General features: G+C 72.4%; 17 protein-coding genes. 3 read left to right on the top strand and 14 right to left on the bottom strand.

From position 1 onward, the window contains the following. Positions 1-78: 78 nt before the first annotated feature. The 7 genes from AB0D46_RS28370 to AB0D46_RS28340 all read right to left on the bottom strand — a co-directional run bounded on the left by AB0D46_RS28370 (position 79) and on the right by AB0D46_RS28340 (position 5,900). Positions 79-375, bottom strand: a complete 297-nt coding sequence (locus AB0D46_RS28370) for an acyl-CoA carboxylase epsilon subunit (protein ID WP_362881565.1) — start codon at positions 373-375, stop codon at positions 79-81. A 10-nt stretch (positions 376-385) separates the two neighbouring features. Next, entirely contained in the window at positions 386-1,933 is a 1,548-nt protein-coding gene (locus tag AB0D46_RS28365; protein WP_362881563.1) for an acyl-CoA carboxylase subunit beta, read from the bottom strand. Between the two features lie 20 nt (positions 1,934-1,953). Beyond that, a complete protein-coding gene (locus tag AB0D46_RS28360; RefSeq protein WP_362881562.1) occupies positions 1,954-3,015 on the bottom strand; it encodes a polyprenyl synthetase family protein in 1,062 nt (353 codons plus the stop codon). A gap of 141 nt (positions 3,016-3,156) precedes the next feature. Further along, entirely contained in the window at positions 3,157-3,651 is a 495-nt protein-coding gene (locus AB0D46_RS28355) for a lasso peptide biosynthesis B2 protein (protein ID WP_362881560.1), read from the bottom strand. Further along, complete coding sequence (locus AB0D46_RS28350) at positions 3,648-3,905, bottom strand: lasso peptide biosynthesis PqqD family chaperone (protein WP_362881558.1); 258 nt, start codon at positions 3,903-3,905, stop codon at positions 3,648-3,650. The genes AB0D46_RS28355 and AB0D46_RS28350 overlap by 4 nt, the downstream gene beginning before the upstream one ends. Beyond that, a complete protein-coding gene (locus tag AB0D46_RS28345) occupies positions 3,902-5,758 on the bottom strand; it encodes an asparagine synthase-related protein (RefSeq protein ID WP_362881556.1) in 1,857 nt (618 codons plus the stop codon). The genes AB0D46_RS28350 and AB0D46_RS28345 overlap by 4 nt, the downstream gene beginning before the upstream one ends. Positions 5,759-5,780: 22 nt before the next feature. Then, positions 5,781-5,900, bottom strand: a complete 120-nt coding sequence (locus AB0D46_RS28340; protein WP_362881555.1) for a keywimysin-related RiPP — start codon at positions 5,898-5,900, stop codon at positions 5,781-5,783. A 319-nt stretch (positions 5,901-6,219) separates the two neighbouring features. Here AB0D46_RS28340 and AB0D46_RS28335 point away from each other — a divergent pair, with 319 nt between their 5' ends. The 3 genes from AB0D46_RS28335 (at position 6,220) to AB0D46_RS28325 (ending at position 11,281) form a co-directional block, all read left to right on the top strand. Then, on the top strand, positions 6,220-6,918 hold the full coding sequence (locus AB0D46_RS28335; protein ID WP_362881553.1) for a hypothetical protein: 699 nt from the start codon (positions 6,220-6,222) through the stop codon (positions 6,916-6,918). 108 nt (positions 6,919-7,026) lie between these two features. Beyond that, positions 7,027-9,225, top strand: a complete 2,199-nt coding sequence (locus tag AB0D46_RS28330; protein WP_362881552.1) for an MMPL family transporter — start codon at positions 7,027-7,029, stop codon at positions 9,223-9,225. A gap of 88 nt (positions 9,226-9,313) precedes the next feature. Next, positions 9,314-11,281, top strand: a complete 1,968-nt coding sequence (locus AB0D46_RS28325) for an AarF/UbiB family protein (RefSeq protein ID WP_362881550.1) — start codon at positions 9,314-9,316, stop codon at positions 11,279-11,281. 82 nt (positions 11,282-11,363) lie between these two features. Here the strand turns inward: AB0D46_RS28325 and AB0D46_RS28320 are convergent, their stop codons facing one another. The 7 genes from AB0D46_RS28320 to AB0D46_RS28290 form a co-directional block, all read right to left on the bottom strand. Beyond that, positions 11,364-12,617 carry a cytochrome P450 gene (locus tag AB0D46_RS28320; protein WP_362881548.1) on the bottom strand — a complete coding sequence of 418 codons (1,254 nt, stop codon included), beginning with the start codon at positions 12,615-12,617 and terminating at the stop codon, positions 11,364-11,366. A 39-nt stretch (positions 12,618-12,656) separates the two neighbouring features. Next, positions 12,657-13,211 carry a hypothetical protein gene (locus AB0D46_RS28315; RefSeq protein ID WP_362881546.1) on the bottom strand — a complete coding sequence of 185 codons (555 nt, stop codon included), beginning with the start codon at positions 13,209-13,211 and terminating at the stop codon, positions 12,657-12,659. A gap of 5 nt (positions 13,212-13,216) precedes the next feature. Further along, positions 13,217-13,756 (bottom strand): DUF3995 domain-containing protein, encoded by a 540-nt coding sequence (locus AB0D46_RS28310; protein WP_362881544.1) that lies wholly within the window; start codon positions 13,754-13,756, stop codon positions 13,217-13,219. Positions 13,757-13,780: 24 nt separating this feature from the next. Continuing rightward, positions 13,781-14,656 (bottom strand): tryptophan 2,3-dioxygenase family protein, encoded by an 876-nt coding sequence (locus AB0D46_RS28305; RefSeq protein ID WP_362881542.1) that lies wholly within the window; start codon positions 14,654-14,656, stop codon positions 13,781-13,783. Positions 14,657-14,683: 27 nt separating this feature from the next. Further along, complete coding sequence (locus tag AB0D46_RS28300; RefSeq protein ID WP_362881540.1) at positions 14,684-15,481, bottom strand: ABC transporter permease; 798 nt, start codon at positions 15,479-15,481, stop codon at positions 14,684-14,686. Further along, entirely contained in the window at positions 15,478-16,443 is a 966-nt protein-coding gene (locus tag AB0D46_RS28295; RefSeq protein ID WP_362881538.1) for an ATP-binding cassette domain-containing protein, read from the bottom strand. Before AB0D46_RS28295 ends, AB0D46_RS28300 begins: the two co-directional genes overlap by 4 nt. 2 nt (positions 16,444-16,445) lie before the next feature. Next, positions 16,446-17,713, bottom strand: a 1,268-nt coding sequence (locus AB0D46_RS28290) for an alpha/beta fold hydrolase (RefSeq protein ID WP_362881536.1), incomplete at its 5' end; no start/stop codon positions are given.

Genomic DNA, 17,713 nt, shown 5'->3' with positions numbered 1-17,713 from the left:
TTCTTCTGGGGTACAGGTCGCGCCAGGGGCGGACAACGCGGGCGGCAGCAAGCTGCCAGGGCCCGGCCCCGGCGCAGGTCAGCCGCCTGCCTGCCAGGAGGCGGGCGGGAGCAGTCCGGAGGGCTGCCAGGGCGCGGCCCGGTCGGCCGCCGGCCGGGCGGGGCCGTCGTGAGCGGCCGTCAGGGCGGCGATCAGGGCGGCCACGGCGGCGAGTTCCTCGGGGGTGGGGCGGCCGTTGATGACCTTGAAGAGGGCGGGGGCCAAGGGGCCGTCCAGTACCGGGGTGGCGGGTCCGGCGGGCAGCGGCGCCCGGGCCGCGGTGGGCGGTGTCGTGGGCGGTGCCGCGGGGGGTGCCGCGGGCAGGGTCAGGGGCATGGAACCGTCCTCACATCGGGGGGTTGCCGTGCTTGCGGGTGGGGGTGACGGCGTGCTTGGTGCGGAGCATGCCGAGGGCTCCGATCAGGGCGGAGCGGGTGTCGGCCGGGTCGATGACGTCGTCCACGAGCCCGCGTTCGGCGGCGTAGTAGGGGTGCATCAGCTCGGCCCTGTACTCCTTGACGAGCTGCCCGCGTACGGCCTCCGGGTCGTCGGCGGCGGCGATCCGGCGGCGGAAGACGACGTTCGCGGCTCCCTCGGCGCCCATCACCGCTATCTCGTTGGCCGGCCACGCGAAGGAGACGTCGGTGCCGATGGAACGGGAGTCCATGACGATGTACGCGCCGCCGTACGCCTTGCGCAGGATGACCTGGACGCGGGGGACGGTGGCGGTGCAGTACGCGTACAACAGCTTGGCGCCGTGTCGGATGATGCCGCCGTGCTCCTGGTCGACGCCGGGCAGGAAGCCGGGGACGTCGACCAGTGTGACGAGCGGGATCGAGAAGGCGTCGCACATTTGGACGAAGCGGGCGGCCTTCTCGGAGGAGTGGATGTCGAGGACTCCGGCCAGGGACTGCGGCTGGCTGGCGACGATGCCGACGACCTGGCCGCCCAGCCGCGCGAGGGTGGTGATGACGCTGGTGGCCCAGCGCTCGTGGACCTCCATGTGATCGCCGTCGTCGACGATCTCCGTGATGACCTCGCGCATGTCGTAGGGGCGGCTGCCGTCGAGCGGCACCAGGTCGAGCAGGCGCTCGCAGCGCCGGTCGACGGGGTCGTCGCAGGGCGCGGGGGGCGGGGTGGAGCGGTTGTTGGAGGGCAGCATCGTGATGAGGTAGCGGACCTCGGAGATGCAGGTCTCCTCGTCGTCGTACGCGAAGTGCGCGACGCCGGAGGTCTCGGCGTGCACGTCGGCGCCGCCGAGCCCGTTCTGGGTGATCTCCTCGCCGGTCACCGCGCGGACCACGTCCGGACCGGTGATGAACATCTGCGAGGTCTCACGGACCATGAACACGAAGTCCGTCAGCGCCGGCGAGTAGGCGGCGCCGCCGGCGCAGGGACCGAGCATCACGCTGATCTGCGGGATGACGCCCGAGGCCCGCGTGTTGCGCTGGAAGATGCCCCCGTACCCGGCCAGCGCCGAGACGCCCTCCTGGATGCGGGCGCCCGCGCCGTCGTTGAGGGAGACCAGCGGGGCGCCGGCCGCGATGGCCATGTCCATGATCTTGTGGATCTTCGTCGCGTGGGCCTCGCCCAGCGCCCCGCCGAAGATCCGGAAATCGTGCGCGTAGACGAAGACCGTGCGGCCCTCGATCTCGCCCCAGCCGGTGATGACGCCGTCGGTGTGCGGCCGTCTGTCCTCCAGGCCGAAGCCGGTCGCGCGGTGTCGGCGCAGCTGCTCGACCTCGTGGAACGACCCCTCGTCGAGGAGCAGCGCGATGCGCTCGCGGGCCGTCAGCTTGCCCTTGGCGTGCTGCGCCTCGGTGGCGGCCGGAACGCCGTCGAGCACTTCCCGGCGGATGCGGACGAGTTCGGCGACGCGTTCGGCCATGGTCATGGGCAGCGGCTCCTTGCGGTTCAGCTGGTGCGGAGGGCGACGTAGTCGCAGAGGGCGAGCAGGGCCCGCCGGGCGGGCAGGGCGGGCAGGGAGGCGAGGGCGGTACGGGCGCGGTCCAGTCGACGGTGCATCACGGCCTCGGTCTCGGCCGGTGCCTGCGAGCGCTCGAACAGGTCCAGGGCGCGCGGGAGGGCGGCGGCCGGGACGGGGCCGGCGTGGAGGAGGTCGCGCAGTTCGGCATCGGCCGGATCGGTGCTCTCGCGGGCCAGCAGCACCGGCAGGCTCTGTACGCCGGCCAGCAGGTCCTTGCCGCGTTCCTTGCCGGTGAGTTCGGCCGGGGAAGTCAGGTCCAGGAGGTCGTCGGCTATCTGGAAGGCGATGCCGAGCTGCTCGCCGCAGTCGGTGAGGGCGGCGACGGCCGCGGCGGGGGCGCAGGCCTGGGTGGCGCCGATGCCGAGCGACATCGCGAGCAGGGCGGCGGTCTTGCCGGCGGCCACGTGGAAGTAGTGGGTGACCGGGTCCTCGTCGGGGCCCGGACCGGCGAGTTCTCGGAGCTGGCCGGCGACGAGCCGTCCGGCGGCCCGGGCGTTGAGGTGCACGGCGGCGGGTCCGAGGTCGGCGGCGAGCTGGGCGGCGCGGGCGAGCAGCCAGTCCCCGCCGAGGACGGCGGCGCGCTCGCCCCAGCGGGCGTGGGCGCTGGGTACCCCGTGGCGAGTGGCGGCGCCGTCCATGACGTCGTCGTGGTAGAGCGAGGCGATGTGGACGAGTTCGGAGATGGCGGCGGCCTGCGTCACCCCGGGGGTCCACGGATCGCCGAACTCGGCGCCGAGCAGGACCAGCAGGGGCCGCAGCCGCTTGCCGCCGGCGTCGGCGAGGTGGCCGGTGAGGGCGGCCACCCGGGGGTCGAGGGCGTCGTGCGCGGTGGCCTGGAGCCACTTCTCGGCCCGGGTGAGGGCTTCCCGCATCCGGGTCTCGAACTCGGGTTCGTCCAGGGCGAGTCGGCTCAGTAGCCCGGCCGCGGGGAGGCCCGGCGACACGGACGCGTCGGCCCCGCGCAATTGTCCCGCACCCACAGCACCCATGGGGAATCCCCTTCGCGAACGGACGAACCAGTGACGTTCAGATATGCGCTCGGACCAGCCTCGGTCGCGCTCCCGTTGCCGGACAACAGCACTGACATGAAGGTGCCAGTACGACGGACACCGGCGCCGACCAGCGGTTTGTCAACTTCCTGCCGACGTGGCGCCGTCCCGGTCCGACGAGGCGGCGGGCCCCCGGCGGGAACGGCGCCCCTGGTGGGGGCCGACCGTGATCAGTCGGGACCAGCTCTCGTAGCGGCCCTTCTCGCCGACCAGCCCGCCCTCGGCCTCCACCCAGGCGTGCGCCGTGAACGGTGGCGCGGCCCGTACGCCGACGCACCAGGTCGGCCAGACGCCCCGGCTGCGGCAGAGCAGCGCGACCGCGACGGAGCGCGGCAGGCAACTGCGCATGCCGTTCATGGCGAGGCTGGCCTCCAGTACGGCGCCGCGGGCCCGCAGCGCCTGCGCGGCCGTCGCCGGGGCGGCCCCGCGGCTCAGGAACGTGAGCGCCCGCCGCAGGCGGTGCGGTGCGAGGAGGACCAGCAGCCGGGCCGCGCCGACCAGGGTCCGGATCCACAGCCGCCGTCGCAGCGGCAGTCGGGCGCCGCGGTCTCGCGGAAGGGCGGTGGTCAGGCTCATTCCTGCACCACCCCGGCGGCCCGCATGGCCGCGAGGAGCGCGTGCACGTCGGCGGCGGCCCGTTCCTCGTCGACCTCGAAGGCCTCGGTCAGGCGCAGCACCGCTTCCGTGGAACCGCCCCCGTCCAGCAGGGTGCGGGCGATCACCGCGGCGCTCGGGTTGAGCTGCCAGTACTCACCGCTGCGGCCGTCCAGGAGCACTCCTCCGTACTCGGTGTCGGCGACGCTGAGGTGCTCGCGGTTGCGGAGTTTCATGCCGTTCTCCCACTGGGTCGGGTGGATGCCGTGCGTGCCGTGCCTGCCGTGCCTGCCGTGCGCAGCCAGGACTCGCAGGCGAGCGTGGAGTAGAGGGCGTTGTCGGCGAGTTCGGGCGAGCCGGGGGCCAGGCACAGCCGGCGCAGCGCCGCGGCGTCCACCAGCCCGGCGTCGGCGAGCGCGCTGTCCTCCCAGAGGGCGGCCAGCTCCTCGCGGTGGCGGTACAGGCCCGCCACGGCGTCCGGGGTTCCGTCGCCCTTGGTGCTGCGGCTCAGGTTGCGGGCGGGCACGATGCCTTGCATGGCCCGGGCCAACAGTGGTTTGTACGCCCACGGGGTGACGCGGTCCTCGGGCCGTACGGACAGGGCCGCGTCGACCACCCGGTCGTCGAAGAACGGGTGGGCGACGGGTACGCCCGCCTGCCGCGCGGCGTCGTCGTAGGCCCGCACGTCCTGGGTACCCGCGTACACGGCCGCGAGCTCGACGTGGCGGGCGCGGTCGGGCGCGTACGGTCGTACGGAGCCCGCGGCGTCGGCCAGGACGCGTTCGGCGATGTCGAGGCAGTCGGGGGTGAACCAGGGGGCCACCACCGGCGGGTGCGTCCAACCGAAGCCGGGCCGGCTGAGGGACAGCGAGCCGGAGGTGCGGACGGTGAGTCGGGCGAAGGCGGCGTGGTGGCCGCGGCGGTCGGCCAGTTCGCGCAGCACCTCGCGCCGGGGCCAGGCGTAGAGGGTGCGGTAGCCGCGCAGGCGGGACAGTGCGAGCAGGGGCCTGCGGGTCAGCAGGGAGTGGTAGTGCCCCGCGCCACCGAAGAAGAGGTGGTCGCCGCCGATGCCGGTCAGGTGCAGTCGGGAGCCGCGTCCGGCCATCCGGGCGACCAGGGCGGTGGCCCGGTGGCGGCTGACGGCGAACGGTGAGGGCGCGTCCCAGCGGTCGCGGGGATCGAGCACGCCGCTGTAGAACAGCGGTAGTTCGTCCTCCGGTTGGACGTAGTGCTCGGTGCCGGTCAGTTCCCGCGCGGCGAGTCGGGCCCAGTGGCCGTCCTCGTTCTCGCTCTCGTCGCCGGTGGAGGTGCAGGCGATCAACCGCGCCCCCCGGGATTGCCGGGCGGCGAGGAAGCAGATGGAGGTCGAGTCCAGGCCGCCGGAGAGGTCGGCGCTGATCAGGCCGCCACCGTTCGTACGTACGGACACCGCGGCGAGCAGGGCCGACCGCACCGCTGCGGCGCCCTCGGCGATCTTGAGGTGGGGCTCGGGTGGCCGGTGCCATCGGTGTTCGCGGGGAGCGCCTCCGTCGGGGACGACCAGGCACGAGCCGGGCGGCACCGCCTCGACGCCGTGCCACAGGGCGCGCTGGTCGAGGGGGGCGGGTACCGGGTGGAACAGGCGCAGCGCCAACTGCGCCGTGTCGGGTCGCGCGCCGAGCAACGCGGCGAGCTCGGCTGCCCGGTCGGCGGCGACGACGGTCCCGTCGGCGCGGCCGTGGAAGACCCGGCGGGTGCCGTACGCCGTGCCCTGCACCCGTAGCTGCCCGGCGACGGCGGCGATCAGGTGGAACTGACCGGGCAGGGCGCCGGCCAGGGCGTCCAGGTCGGTGGGGATGCGGACGTGGCGGGTGCGCTCGCGCAGTTCGTCGCCGTCGGCGGCGAAGGAGCCGACGAGGGCGACGGCGGTGTCGCGGTGCCGGGCGACCAGGGGCGCGCCGTCGGGCCAGTGGCCGACGATCCAGGGCCGTCCGGAGCCGTGCGGGACCACCCCGAGTCCGGGGCGGTCCTCGCACAGGCGCCGGGCCACGGCGTCCGCGGCCTCGCAGTCGGGGAACGCGAAGAAGAAGGGCATGCCGTGGCCTGACATCACATCACTCCAGGGTGTCCGCTCAGACCATCGCGTACGGCGTGAACCAGTCGTTGCCGCGCGGGCCCCACAGTCCGGTCATCTCGCGGAAGGAGCCGGCGGCGGAGAAGAGCGGTGCCTCGTAAACGGCCTTCTTGGCCATGATGATTTCCCTCTCGAATGGATGGGTCGAACGAAAGTGCGCCCGTGGAATCGTGTGCGCTTCCGTGCGCTTCGTGTACTTCCGGGAAACAACGTCGCATCGATATGGCCACGCGGACGTCGGACTGTCAGGATCGTGCCACGGGGCCGGGAGCCCGGGCAGCCTGCTGACAGCGGCTCCGCGGAGCGCCTTCCGACGGCCTGACCAGAGCTGTGTCAGCTTCCTGCCAAACCTTTCCCGGGCCGGTTCGCCCCGCGGCCGGGCCCTTACGCTCCCTCACGGAAATCTCCGAGGAAGGCTTGAGGAATTGCGTAGGAAAATGATGCTCGGCGCCGCCGTATTCGCCGCCGCGACCCTGTCGTTGACGGTCTCTTCGGCTTCGGCCGCCCCGATGGCCGACCCGGTGCCCGCGCCGTCCGTGCGCGCGTGCGGTGAGGTGCGGCTGACCGGGTCGCTGCCCGCGCCCCCGGCCGGCATGGCCGTGCGGCAGCAGGTCACCATCGGGGCCGACTGCAAGCCGGTGTTCGGCGAGGCGCGGCTGGTCCCCGCGCCTCAGGACGGCGCCGCTCAGAAGGCGGCCGGGAGCCGGCCGGCCGCCGCGGCCGGGGACGCCCCGGCGACCGAGCGCCGGTTGAGGAGCTGGAACGAGATGTACGACTGCTGCAACATCCGGATGACCGGCCTCTACACCACCTCCCGGTGGACCCCGGGGGACGGCCGGATCAGCACCGCGTCCACCGCGGTCACACAGGGCTGGAACCGGGAACCGTGGAACGCCGGTTGGTCGCTGAAGTCCGCCGTGCACAACACCGACTGCACGACCGACTGCGGCGCCTCGCGCACCGAGGCGCACGCCGATTTCACGTACAAGGGAATCTTCGACTTCTCCGGAAACACCTACGCCAACGCGCACCACTCGTACGTCGACCTGAATGCGGACGGCACCGCGAACTGCCGCTTCGACGTACAGCTGCGCAACACCTTCATCGGCTGGAACTGGCAGCGCGGCTGTTCCTGAGGGTGGCGGGGGCGTGACAGCAACCGGACACGGTCGCAGCGCTCCGCGCCCCCGCTCCCTAGCCTCGTGGGACATATTCCTGACGTCCCACGCTTGTGAAGGAGTCTCATGTTCGGACGGATCGGACGCTTCGTCGTCCTCCGGCCCTGGGTGACCATCTCGGCCTGGCTGATAGCGGCGGTGGCACTGGCCGTACTCGCCCCCCAGCTGAAGTCCACCAGTGACCAGGCCGAATTCCTGCCCTCCCATTACGAGTCCGTCCAGGCGGCGAAGGCACAGGAACGCGCGTTCCCCCAGCATGAGCAGCCGGCTGCCATCGCCGTCTTCCGGCGCGGCGACTCCAAGACGCTCACCGACGCCGACAAGACCGCCGTGGCCAAGGTCGCCGCCGGTCTCCAGGCCAAGGGCCTGGACCTCATCAAGCGGGTGGAGAGCAGCCCCGAGGCGGTTTCCCCCGACGGCACCGTCGCGCTGGCGCAGGTCGTCGCGACCGTCAAGGACCCCTACGACCCGGCGCTCGGGGAGTCGGTCAAGAAGCTGCGCGAGGAGGCGAAGTCGCTCCTCGTCGGTACGGACCTCTCGCTCGGTTTCACCGGGCAGGCGGCCAGTGCGGTGGATGCCAAGGAGGCTTCCGGCGACACCGACGCCATGATCATGTCGGCCACGCTGCTGCTCATCGTGGTGCTGCTGCTGCTCATCTTCCGCAGCCCGCTCATCGCCGTCCTGCCGGTGGTGATCATCGGTATGGCGTTCGTGGTGGCCACCGGACTGATCTCGACGGCGGTCGAGCTCTTCGGGCTCAAGGCGGACGGCTCCATATCCGCGATCCTGATCGTGGTCCTCTTCGGCGTCGGCACCGACTACATCCTCTTCCTGCTGTTCCGGTACCGCGAGTTGCTGCGCGGCGGCCAGGACCCCAAGCAGGCCATGATCAGCACGGTGGCGCTGGTGGGCGAGACCATCGCGTCCGCCGCGGGTGCGGTCATCGTCGCGTTCCTGGCGCTGCTGCTGTCCACGATGGGCATGCTGCGCACCATGGGCCCCTCGCTGGCGATCTCGGTGGCGGTCGCCCTGGTGGCCGGTCTGACGCTGGTCCCGGCGGTCTTCTCGCTGCTGGGCGCCAAGGCGTTCTGGCCGTCGAAGGCTTGGCGCAAGGAGCCGAAGAACGTCCTCGCCGGCCGGATCGGCGGGCTCGCCGCCAAGCGTCCGGGCATCGTCGCGGGCGTCACCTCCGCCGTGCTCGCGGTGCTCGCCGTGGGTGTCCTCAGCTTCCACGCGGAGTTCGACGGTGACAGTTCGCTGCCGCAGAACACCGAGTCCGTGCAGGCGATGAAGGACCTCCAGCGCGGCTTCTCGGCCGGGCAGACCGACCCGACCACCGTCTACCTGGAGCAGCGCGACGGCTCCGCCCTGGACCCGGCCCGGCTGGAGGCGTTCCGCACCGCGCTGGGCGCCGTCGACGGCGTCGACTCCGTCTCCCCCGCCACGCCCGGGGCCGGCGGGGGCATCGCCCAGTACAGCGTGGTGCTGAAGTTCAAGCCCACCGAGGACAAGGCGCTCTCCCTGGTCTCGGGTCCGCTGCGGGACGCCGCCCACGAGGCCGCACCCGAGGGCGCCAGGGCCCTCGTCGGTGGCACGTCCGCGGTGCTCGCCGACATCAGCACGGCCGTCAACCGCGACTACAAGGTGGTCTTCCCGGCCGCCGGCCTGGCCATCATGCTCATCCTGGGCCTGCTGCTGCGCAGTCTGGTCGCCCCGCTGTACCTGATGGTGTCGGTCGCCCTCGGCTTCGCCGCCACCCTCGGCGCGACGGTCTGGCTCTTCCAGAACGGCGCGGGCGAGAAGGGCCTGCTGTTCACCTTGCCGATCATCGTCTACCTCTTCGTGGTCGCCATCGGTACGGACTACAACATCCTGATGGTGGCCCGGCTGCGCGAGGAGATAGGGGCCGGACGGAGCCCGCGCGAGGCGGTGCGCCGGGCCGTCACGGCCACCACGCCGACGATCAGCGCCGCCGCGGTCATCCTGGCCGGCACCTTCGGCGTGCTGATGCTCGCCAAGAACTCGATGCTCCAGCAGATGGGCTTCGCCGTGGCGTTCGGCATCCTGCTGTCCGCCTTCGTCATGGCGATGCTGCTGGTCCCGACGCTGACCAGCCTGCTGGGTCGGCACGCCTGGTGGCCCGGCCACCGGACCACCCTGCCGACCACCGCCGGCGATCGGGGCCCGGGCGCGGGCCCGGACGGCCCGGGGAGCGGGACAGCCGGGCCGGGAACGTCCCGTACCGACGACCGAACGCTGGTCTGAGCCGTATCCACCGTGTGACCTGTGCGAGAGGAGGGCGCCGCCCGGTCCGCGCTTCCCGAGGGGGGCGGGGACCGGGCGGCGCACGCCCATGGAGCTGACCGTTTTCCTGTTCATCGCCACCATCACCCTCGTCCTGACCGTGGCACTGCTCGCGGTCGGCGCCCGCCGCCTCCTGGGCCTGCGGATCGGCAAGGTGCGGGCGGCACTCACCGGACTGGTCGCCATGGGGGCCGGCGGCCTGATCGGAGCCGCGATGGGCGAAGCCCGTCGCGGCGCCCTCGTTTCCGTGCACATCGGTCTGACCGTGCTGGTCGCGGTGGTCTTCCTCGCCCTTTCCGAGATGGTGGTGCCCTCCGGGTCGCTGGCGGAGGTGGTGCGCTGGCCGCAGGCCCTGCGCCGCCGGGTCGCCCGGACCCGCCGGTACACCCAGCTGAGCCGGATCGCCGTACGGCACGGCCTGGGCGGGGCGCTGCGCGGCCGGGGGCGGAGCGGGCCGGAGGCGACGGCCGACCGGGAGCAGCTGGCGGCCGGCGTACGGCTGGCCCTGGAGGAGGCCGGCGCCACCTTCGTCAAGCTCGGCCAGGTACTGTCCACCCGCTACGACCTACTGCCGAGCGAGTTCGTGGAGGAGTTGACGAAGCTCCAGCACCAGGTGGCCGCGGATTCCTGGGACGAGGTGGAACACGTGCTGACGCAGGAACTCGGCAAGGAACCGGAGGTGTTCTTCGCCGAGTTCGACCGCGAGCCGCTCGCCGCGGGTTCGATCGCCCAGGTGCACCGCGCCCGGCTGACCACCGGCGAGAAGGTGGTGGTCAAGGTGCAGCGGCCCGGTGCCCGGCCCGTCGTCGACCGGGATCTGGACATCCTGTTCCGGATGAGCCGCAAGTTCGAGGAGCACACCTCCTGGGGCCGGGACCTCGGTGCGGTCGACCTCGCCGTGGGCTTCGCCAACTCCCTCAACGAGGAGTTGGACTTCCGGATCGAGGCCCGCAACATGGCCACCATCAGGGCCGCGAACGAGCGTCCCGACATGGCGTCCACGGTCCGCATGCCCTTGGTGCACGAGGAGCTGTGCACCCGCCGGATCCTGGTCCTGGAGTGCCTGGACGGCGTACCGTTGAACGCGGCCGGGGCGGTGATCGACGAGCGGGGGCTGGACCGTACGGAGATGGCCCGGCAGCTGCTGGAGTGCGTACTGGAGCAGATCATGATCGGCGGGGTGTTCCACGCCGACCCGCACCCCGGCAACATCATGCTGCTGGACGACGGCAAGCTGGGCCTGCTCGACTTCGGGTCGGTGGGGCGCATCGACCGGGTGCTGCGTGCCGCGCTGCGCAACCTGCTGCTGGCCATCCATCGCAGCGACCCCGTGGCGCTGTCCGACGCGCTGCTGGAGCTGGTCGACCGGCGCGAGGACATCGACGAGATGCGTCTGGAGCGGGCGCTCGGCCGGTTCATGGCCCGGCACCTGACGCCGGGGGTGCGGCCCGACCGGGAGATGTTCGCGGACCTGTTCCTGCTGGTGGCCCGGCACGGGTTGACGGTGCCTCCGGAGATCGCCGCGACCTTCCGGGCGCTCGCCACCCTGGAGGGGGCGATGGAGCAACTGGTCCCGGGTTTCGACATCGTCGCGGAGGCCAGGGAGTTCGCCGCGGGGCAGCTGGAGCGCAAACTGACCCCGAGCTCGATCGGCCAGGTCCTCTCGGAAGAGGCGCTCGCGCTCGCGCCGATGCTGCGCCGGCTGCCGCGCCGGTTGGAGCGGATCACGAACGCGCTGGAGCACGGCCGGTTGGGGGTGCAGGTCAGGCTGCTCGCCGACGAGCGGGACCGGCGGTTCGTGCGCTCCCTCGTGCACGACGTGCTGCTGGCGTTCCTGGGCGGGGTGACGGGTCTGATCGGCGTCCTGCTGCTGGACACGGACCACGGGCCGCCGCTGAACGACTCCCTGACGCTGTTCCAGCTGATCGGCTACAACCTGCTGGTGGTCAGTTGCGTGCTGGTGATCCGGGTGGTGTTCGGCATCTTCAAGGCCCAGCGGCGGCTTCCCGGCAGGTGACCGGCGGCAAGGGTGCGGGGTGGGGCCGGGGTGTGGACCCCGGCCCCTTCGTTCTGTGCGCCGCCCGGTCCGGTGCGCGTTCTCAGGCCGCCCGGAAGGCGACGGGCAGACTGCTGTGGCCGTGGAGGAAGTTGGAGTACACCCGGCGGGCCTCGCCGCGGGACTCGATCGAGGCGACCATGTCGCGCAGGGCCGACAGCAGGGCCTTCAGTTCCTCGCGCCCCAGGAACGCGCCCAGGCAGAAGTGCGGGCCGAAACCGAAGGTCACGTGCTTGTTGGGGGTGCGGGCCAGGTCGTAGCGGCGGGGGTCGGCGAAGACGTTCTCGTCGAAGTTGGCGGAGGTGTTCCACAGGGTGACGATGTCGCCGGCCGCGATGGTGTGGCCGTCGATCTCCACGTCCACCAGGGCGCGGCGGCCGAAGTGCATGGCCGGGGTGGTCCAGCGCAGCACCTCCTCGGTGGCGCTCTCCACGCTCACCCCGCCGGCCTTGAAGGCCTGCCACTGGGCGGGGTGTTCGATGAAGGCGAGCACCGCGCCGATGGAGGCCATGCGGCTGGATTCGTCGCCGCCGATGATCAGGCTGTAGCAGTTGAAGATGATCTCTTCCTCGCTGAGGGGACGCCCCTCGACCTCACCCGTCGCCAGCGCGCTGATGACGTCGTCGCCGGGGTTGCGGCGGCGGGCGCGGGCCAGGTCGGAGAAGTACAGCAGGATCTCGTTGCGCGCCAGCCACGCCTCGTCGGCGGTGCCGTCGCTGCTGTCGGCGCTGAGCACCTGCTTGTTCCAGTCCAGCAGCCGCTGGCGGTCCTGCGGCGGTACGGCCATCAGGTCGCAGATGGTGCCCATCGGGATGTGCTCGGCGATGGCCTCGGCGTAGTCGAAGCCGCCGCGGTCGACGACCTGGGAGAGCAGGTCGCGGGTGCGGGTGTTGACCTGCTCGACCACGTGGCGCAGGGCCCGCGGGGAGAAGGACTTCAGCATCAGGTTCCGGATGGCGCGGTGGCGGGCGCCGTCGCTGACGGCGAGCATCTTGCCGGCCGCCGAGTCACCGCCCTGGAGCAGGGTGGAGAGGACGTTGCCGCGCTCGGAGGTGAAGTGGGTGGTGTCCTTGTAGACGGCCATCACGTCGTGGTGGCGGGTGAGCGCCCAGAAGCCGGGCAGGCCCGCGGTGGCACGGTGGTGGTGGACGGGCCGCTCGGTGCGGAACCGCTGCCACAGGTCGTGGATCGCGGCGGGGTCCTCGGTGACGAAGGTCCGGGGGTCCGTGAGGTCGACGGCGTCGAGGTCGCCGGGTATGCCGGGGCCGGTCCCGATGGTCTCGGTCGTAGTGGTCATGTCCGCTCTCAGTTCGGTCCGTGCGCGACGCGCACGCGGTCAGGGGGTCCGGTCCGACGGGGATTCGGCGCGGCGGCGGATGCCGTGCAGCCACTCGCGGCGGATCAGGCCGCCGGGCAGCCGGATCAGCGTCCAGTAGCGGGCGAAGCTGCGCCGGGTCGCCTCGTCGGTGCTGAGCACGCGCGTCTCGGTGATCAGCCGGCCGTTGTCGTAACGGAAGTTGAAGGCCACCTTGTAGTGGCCGGGGCGCTCGAAGGCGGCGAAGGACTCGCCGGCCGGTTCGGCCAGTTCGGCGGGCCCCTTGGGCTCACGGACGGACACGGCGGCGCCGACGACCAGTTCGCCGGGGCCGCGGTGCAGTTCGGTGAAGCCGCCGCCGGTCATGGAGCCGAGGAAGGGCTCCTGGGCCTTGTCGCGTTTGGTGCCGAGGGAGCCGACCACCATCATCGCGTGGAAGAGGGGGACGTCGCGCCAGCGGGTCTCGTCCACGGCCCGCAGCACGCTCTCGCGCGGTGCGCGCACCGCGACGGAGTGCCGCTCGTGATGGTCGTAGCGCGGCAGCAGCCGCTCCAGTGCCGTGGTGTCGGTCTTCATGTCGGTCAGGCCTCCTCGGGCCGGGGCGGGCGGGTGCGCCGCTGGAAGGCCACGGCGAGTGCGGTGAACAGCAGGCCGCCGAGCATCCAGTAGGGCTCGTAGAGCAGGACGGCGAAGCGGTCCATGCCCTCCAGCGGCCCGGTGCGCCTGCCGGCCAGGTAGACCGCGAGGTCGACCATGGCGGGCAGGGCGTGGAAGACCATCAGCAGGGCGCAGCCCCAGGCCCCGAACAGGACCAGCTTGCGCGGGAAGAACAGGCCCCAGCGCTGGACCAGGGCGAGGGCGAGGGCGGCTCCGCCGAGGTTCATCGGGATGGCGATCAGGTCGATGATGAACAGGGGCTTGTTGTCGACGAGGGACTCGCCCGGCGGCAGCCCGTAGGTGCCGCCCAGGGCCCAGTAGGCGTGGAAGGCCGCGAAGAGGACCATCCAGACGCATGCGGCGGCGCCCGTCGCTCTCTGCCGGGCCGTGGCTGCGGGGTGGAGGTCGGCGCGGGCCGCCAGGCGGCTCGTCCTACGGCTGGCGTCGGCGGGTGCGGTGCGCATGCGGTTCCTATCGCGGTAGGGGTGTCAGGAGGAGGGGTCCGGGCCGTAGCCCATCGGGCATCCGTAGACGACGTCGCCGTCGCCCTCGGCTGTGGTCTCCCCCGTGGGCGCCGCGTGAACCTGGCTGCGCGCCTCGTGCAGTTCGGGGAAGAACCATTTGTCCAAAGTGGTGCGCAGGAACTCCGATCCGGCGCTGCCTCCGCTGCCGGGGCGGGTTCCCAGCGCCCGTACCACCAGCATCCAGTGCTGGTAGCGCCACTGGTGGAACAGGGCGTCGTAGGCGAGGAGGTCCTCGGCCGTGTCGCGCAGTTCCTCGTCGGGCGCGCCCGGCGCGAACAGCTTCTCGACGCTCAGGCCGCGTCGCTCCAGCAGGGCGTGGAAGGCGTCGTTGAGGGAGGGCTCGTGGAAGCGGCGCAGCAGCCGTTCCCGTTCGTCCACGGTGGCGCCCGGCAGGTTCAGGTAGCGGCGGTCGCGCAGGCCGGAGAGCATTTCGAGCTCGCGGAACTGTACGGACTGGAAACCGCTGGACTCCCCCAGCGCGCCGCGGAACTCGTTGAACCCGGCCGGGGTCATGGTGGCGAGCACGTCGAGGTGGCCGAGCCACAGGGAGTTCATCCGGGTCAGCCGGCGCAGGCCCCAGCGGGCCCGGCTGAGCAGGTCCTGGTCCAGGCAGACGCGGACCTGCTCCAGTTCGTGCAGGGCGCAGGAGAACCACAGTTCTATCGCCTGGTGGGTGACGATGAACAGCAGTTCATCGTGGGCGTCGGTGCGTGGGCGCTGGAGTTCCAGCAGGCCGGGCACCTCCAGGTAGGTGCCGTAATTGAGCGGCTGGGGCGTGACGTCGGCGGCGGGGGCCGGGACGGCGGTGGCGGTGAGCGGCTCGGCGATCGTGTCGGTCATGACGTGGTGTTCCCCCTAGGTGGAGCGTCAGCGGGCGACGGCGGTGCGGTACTTGCGGGTCGCCAGCGGTGCAGCGACGGCCAGCAGCAGCGCCATCCAGATCAGGCTGAGCGCGATGGGATGGTCGTTCGGGAAGGAGTGGCCCGCGGTCGCGGCCGGGTTGCCCCACAGTTCGCGGCAGGCGCCGACCACGGAGCTCAGCGGGTTCCACTCGGCCGCCACGCGGAGCCACTCGGGCAGCCCGGTGAGCGGGATGAAGGCGTTGGACAGGAACATCACCGGCATCAGCAGCAGCGCGGGCACGGACGAGGCCGTCGACGGGTCGCCCACGGAGAGGCCGATCAGCGCGCCGAGCCAGGCGACGGTGAAGCCGAAGAGCAGCAGGATCCCGAAGCCGGCCGCGACGCTCAGCGGGCCGGTATGGGTGCGCCAGCCGATGGCGAGGCCGACAAGGGCCATCGCCAGGCAGCTGATCGCCCGCAGTGCGGTGTCGCCGACGGTGCGGCCGATGAGTACGGCGGCACCCGACATGGGCAGCGACCGGAACCGGTCGACGAGGCCGTTGCGCAGGTCCTCCACGGCGCCGACCGAGGTGTCCGGTACGGCGGTCAGGACGCTCTGGACGAAGATGCCGGCCATGATGAACTCGGCGTAGCCGCCGTCCGGGACCTCGATGACGCTGCCGAACAGCACGCCGAAGAGCAGGACGAACACCATGGGCAGCAGGACGGCGTTGACCAGCCGGCCGGGGGCCCGTCGCAGGTGCCGCAGGTGCCGTTCGACGCAGACGGCGCCGTCCTGGACCGCTTCGACCGCCGCGCTCATGCCGCGCTCCGTTCCGTGTTCTTGGTGCCGCCGTGGCCGGTGAGGTGGAGGAAGACGTCGTCCAGGGAGGGCCGGCGGACGGCGAAGTCGACCACCTCGACACCGGCGGCCCGCAGGGCCAGCGCCGCTTCCGCGATGTCCTCCATGCCGGTGGCCAGCTGCACCGACAGGCTCCGGCCGTCGTCGTCCGCGACCGGCGCGACGCCGACCGCGCGGGTGAGCGCGGCGGCGGCCGCGGGCCGCTGGGAGGGGTCGGCGAGGCCCACGTCGAGGCGTTCGCCGCCGACCTTGTTCTTCAGCTCGTCGGCGGTTCCCTCGGCGATGACCTGCCCGCTGTCCACGACCGCGATCCGGTCGGCGAGTTGGTCGGCCTCTTTCAGGTACTGGGTCGTCAGCAGGACGGTGACGCCCGCGTCGACCTGCTCGCGGATCATCGCCCACAGGGCGATCCGGCTGGCCGGGTCGAGCCCGGTGGTCGGCTCGTCGAGGAAGAGCACGGCCGGATCGCCGATCAGGCTGACGGCCAGGTCGAGCCGGCGGCGCATGCCGCCGGAGTACGTGCCCGCCGGTCGGTCGGCCGCCTCCACCAGGTCGAACTTCTCCAGCAGTTCCCGGGCCCGCGCCTGGGCGGCTGCCCTGGACAGCCGCAGCAGCATGCCCACCATCCGGAGGTTCTCCCGGCCGGTGAGCTGCTCGTCGACCGCCGCGTACTGGCCGGTGAGACCGATCGCCCGCTGCACCCGGCGGCGTTCGCGGACCACGTCGAACCCGGCGACCCGCGCCGTGCCCGCGTCCGGTTCCAGCAGCGTCGCCAGGATGCGGACGGTCGTCGTCTTGCCCGCGCCGTTCGGGCCGAGCACCCCGAGCACCGAGCCCGCGGGGACGGCGAGGTCGACACCGCGCAGCGCCTCGTGGGCGCCGTACCGCTTGCGGAGTCCCTCCGCCTGGATTGCCAGCTCCACTGTCAACTCCTCTTTTCCCCGCGGATGCGGTCCGCGAGCCGCCGGCCGATCTGCGTGACCGGTTCGGGCCGTGTCATGTCTTCATGGGCACAGGCGATGTCGTGGACTTCGATCCGCCCGTCGACGTGGGGCTCCCACGAGGCGACCGACGGCGCGTCCTCGCCCCGGCCCTCGGTGGCGAAGAAGTACAGGACGTCGCCCCGGAAGCGGCCCAACCCTGAGGTGTCCGCCTGGAGCCGGCCGTTGTTGGCGGCGACCCGCTCGACGGCCGCCAGGTGCCGTTCCTGAAGGCCCGCGAACCCGTCGCCGCCGCCCCGCAGGGCCTCTGCCAGCTCGCGGCGGAACTCCTCGGCGTCGTGGTCGGCCTGCCGCGTGCCGCTCGCGTAGGCGTCGAGCATGGCCAGGAGGGCGACCTCGTGACCCTGTTCCTGGAGCCGGGTGGCGATGAGGTGGGCGACCACGCCGCCGAAGGACCAGCCGAGGAGGTGGTAGGGGCCGGACGGCTGGACGTCGAGGATCCGCGCGACGTAGTCCTCGGCCATCTCGGCCGAGGTGGCGGGGAGTTCGTCCTCGCCGGTCAGGCCGCGGGCCTGGAGCGCCCAGACGGGGCGGTCCGGCTCCAGCGCCGGGACGAGGCCGGAGTACACCCAGCCGATGCCCAGGCCCGGGTGGACGCAGAACAGCGGGGGCAGCGAGCCCTGCGGGCGCAGCGGCAACAGCACCTCCAGCGCGTCGTCGACGGTGTCGGTGCCGAGCCGCTCGGCGAGCCGGGCGACGGTGGGTGCCTCGAACATGCTGCGGACGGTGAGTTCGGCGCCGCAGGTCTCCCTGATCCGGCCCGCGAGCCGCATGATCAGCAGCGAGTGGCCTCCCAGGTGGAAGAAGTCGTCGTCGATGCCGACCCGCTCCAGGCCCAGTACCTCGGCGAAGAGCGCGCACAGCAGCTCCTCGCGCGGGGTGCGCGGGGCCCGGTCCGAGACCCCGGCCGCGAGGTCCGGGGCGGGCAGGGCCTTGCGGTCGAGCTTGCCGTTGGTGGTCACCGGCAGGGCGTCGAGGGCGAGGAAGGCGGCCGGCACCATGTGCTCGGGCAGCAGCTGCCCGAGGTGCGCGCGCAGCTCGTCGGCGCCCGGGGCCGCCGTCCCCGGCTCGGATACGACGTACGCGGCGAGCGCACGGTCGCCCGGGGTGTCCTCGCGGGCCACGACGGCGGCGTGGGCGATGTCGGGGTGGCGGTCGAGGGCGGCCTCGATCTCGCCGAGTTCGATGCGGA

It is taken from the genome of Streptomyces sp. NPDC048383 (assembly GCF_040651775.1).
Taxonomy (GTDB): domain Bacteria; phylum Actinomycetota; class Actinomycetes; order Streptomycetales; family Streptomycetaceae; genus Streptomyces.
Note: the sequence above shows the minus strand (reverse complement) of the source record. Positions and strands in the feature narration are given on the sequence as shown.

Excerpts from the sequence above, each read along its gene's own strand:
- AB0D46_RS28340 (WP_362881555.1), bottom strand. The coding sequence starts at position 5,900 with ATGGCCAAGAAGGCCGTTTACGAGGCACCGCTCTTCTCCGCCGCCGGC.
- AB0D46_RS28370 (WP_362881565.1), bottom strand. The coding sequence starts at position 375 with ATGCCCCTGACCCTGCCCGCGGCACCCCCCGCGGCACCGCCCACGACA.
- AB0D46_RS28325 (WP_362881550.1), top strand. The coding sequence starts at position 9,314 with ATGGAGCTGACCGTTTTCCTGTTCATCGCCACCATCACCCTCGTCCTG.
- AB0D46_RS28305 (WP_362881542.1), bottom strand. The coding sequence starts at position 14,656 with ATGACCGACACGATCGCCGAGCCGCTCACCGCCACCGCCGTCCCGGCC.
- AB0D46_RS28365 (WP_362881563.1), bottom strand. The coding sequence starts at position 1,933 with ATGACCATGGCCGAACGCGTCGCCGAACTCGTCCGCATCCGCCGGGAA.
- AB0D46_RS28315 (WP_362881546.1), bottom strand. The coding sequence starts at position 13,211 with ATGAAGACCGACACCACGGCACTGGAGCGGCTGCTGCCGCGCTACGAC.
- AB0D46_RS28350 (WP_362881558.1), bottom strand. The coding sequence starts at position 3,905 with ATGAAACTCCGCAACCGCGAGCACCTCAGCGTCGCCGACACCGAGTAC.
- AB0D46_RS28355 (WP_362881560.1), bottom strand. The coding sequence starts at position 3,651 with ATGAGCCTGACCACCGCCCTTCCGCGAGACCGCGGCGCCCGACTGCCG.
- AB0D46_RS28360 (WP_362881562.1), bottom strand. The coding sequence starts at position 3,015 with ATGGGTGCTGTGGGTGCGGGACAATTGCGCGGGGCCGACGCGTCCGTG.
- AB0D46_RS28320 (WP_362881548.1), bottom strand. The coding sequence starts at position 12,617 with ATGACCACTACGACCGAGACCATCGGGACCGGCCCCGGCATACCCGGC.
- AB0D46_RS28330 (WP_362881552.1), top strand. The coding sequence starts at position 7,027 with ATGTTCGGACGGATCGGACGCTTCGTCGTCCTCCGGCCCTGGGTGACC.
- AB0D46_RS28310 (WP_362881544.1), bottom strand. The coding sequence starts at position 13,756 with ATGCGCACCGCACCCGCCGACGCCAGCCGTAGGACGAGCCGCCTGGCG.
- AB0D46_RS28345 (WP_362881556.1), bottom strand. The coding sequence starts at position 5,758 with ATGTCAGGCCACGGCATGCCCTTCTTCTTCGCGTTCCCCGACTGCGAG.
- AB0D46_RS28335 (WP_362881553.1), top strand. The coding sequence starts at position 6,220 with ATGATGCTCGGCGCCGCCGTATTCGCCGCCGCGACCCTGTCGTTGACG.
- AB0D46_RS28300 (WP_362881540.1), bottom strand. The coding sequence starts at position 15,481 with ATGAGCGCGGCGGTCGAAGCGGTCCAGGACGGCGCCGTCTGCGTCGAA.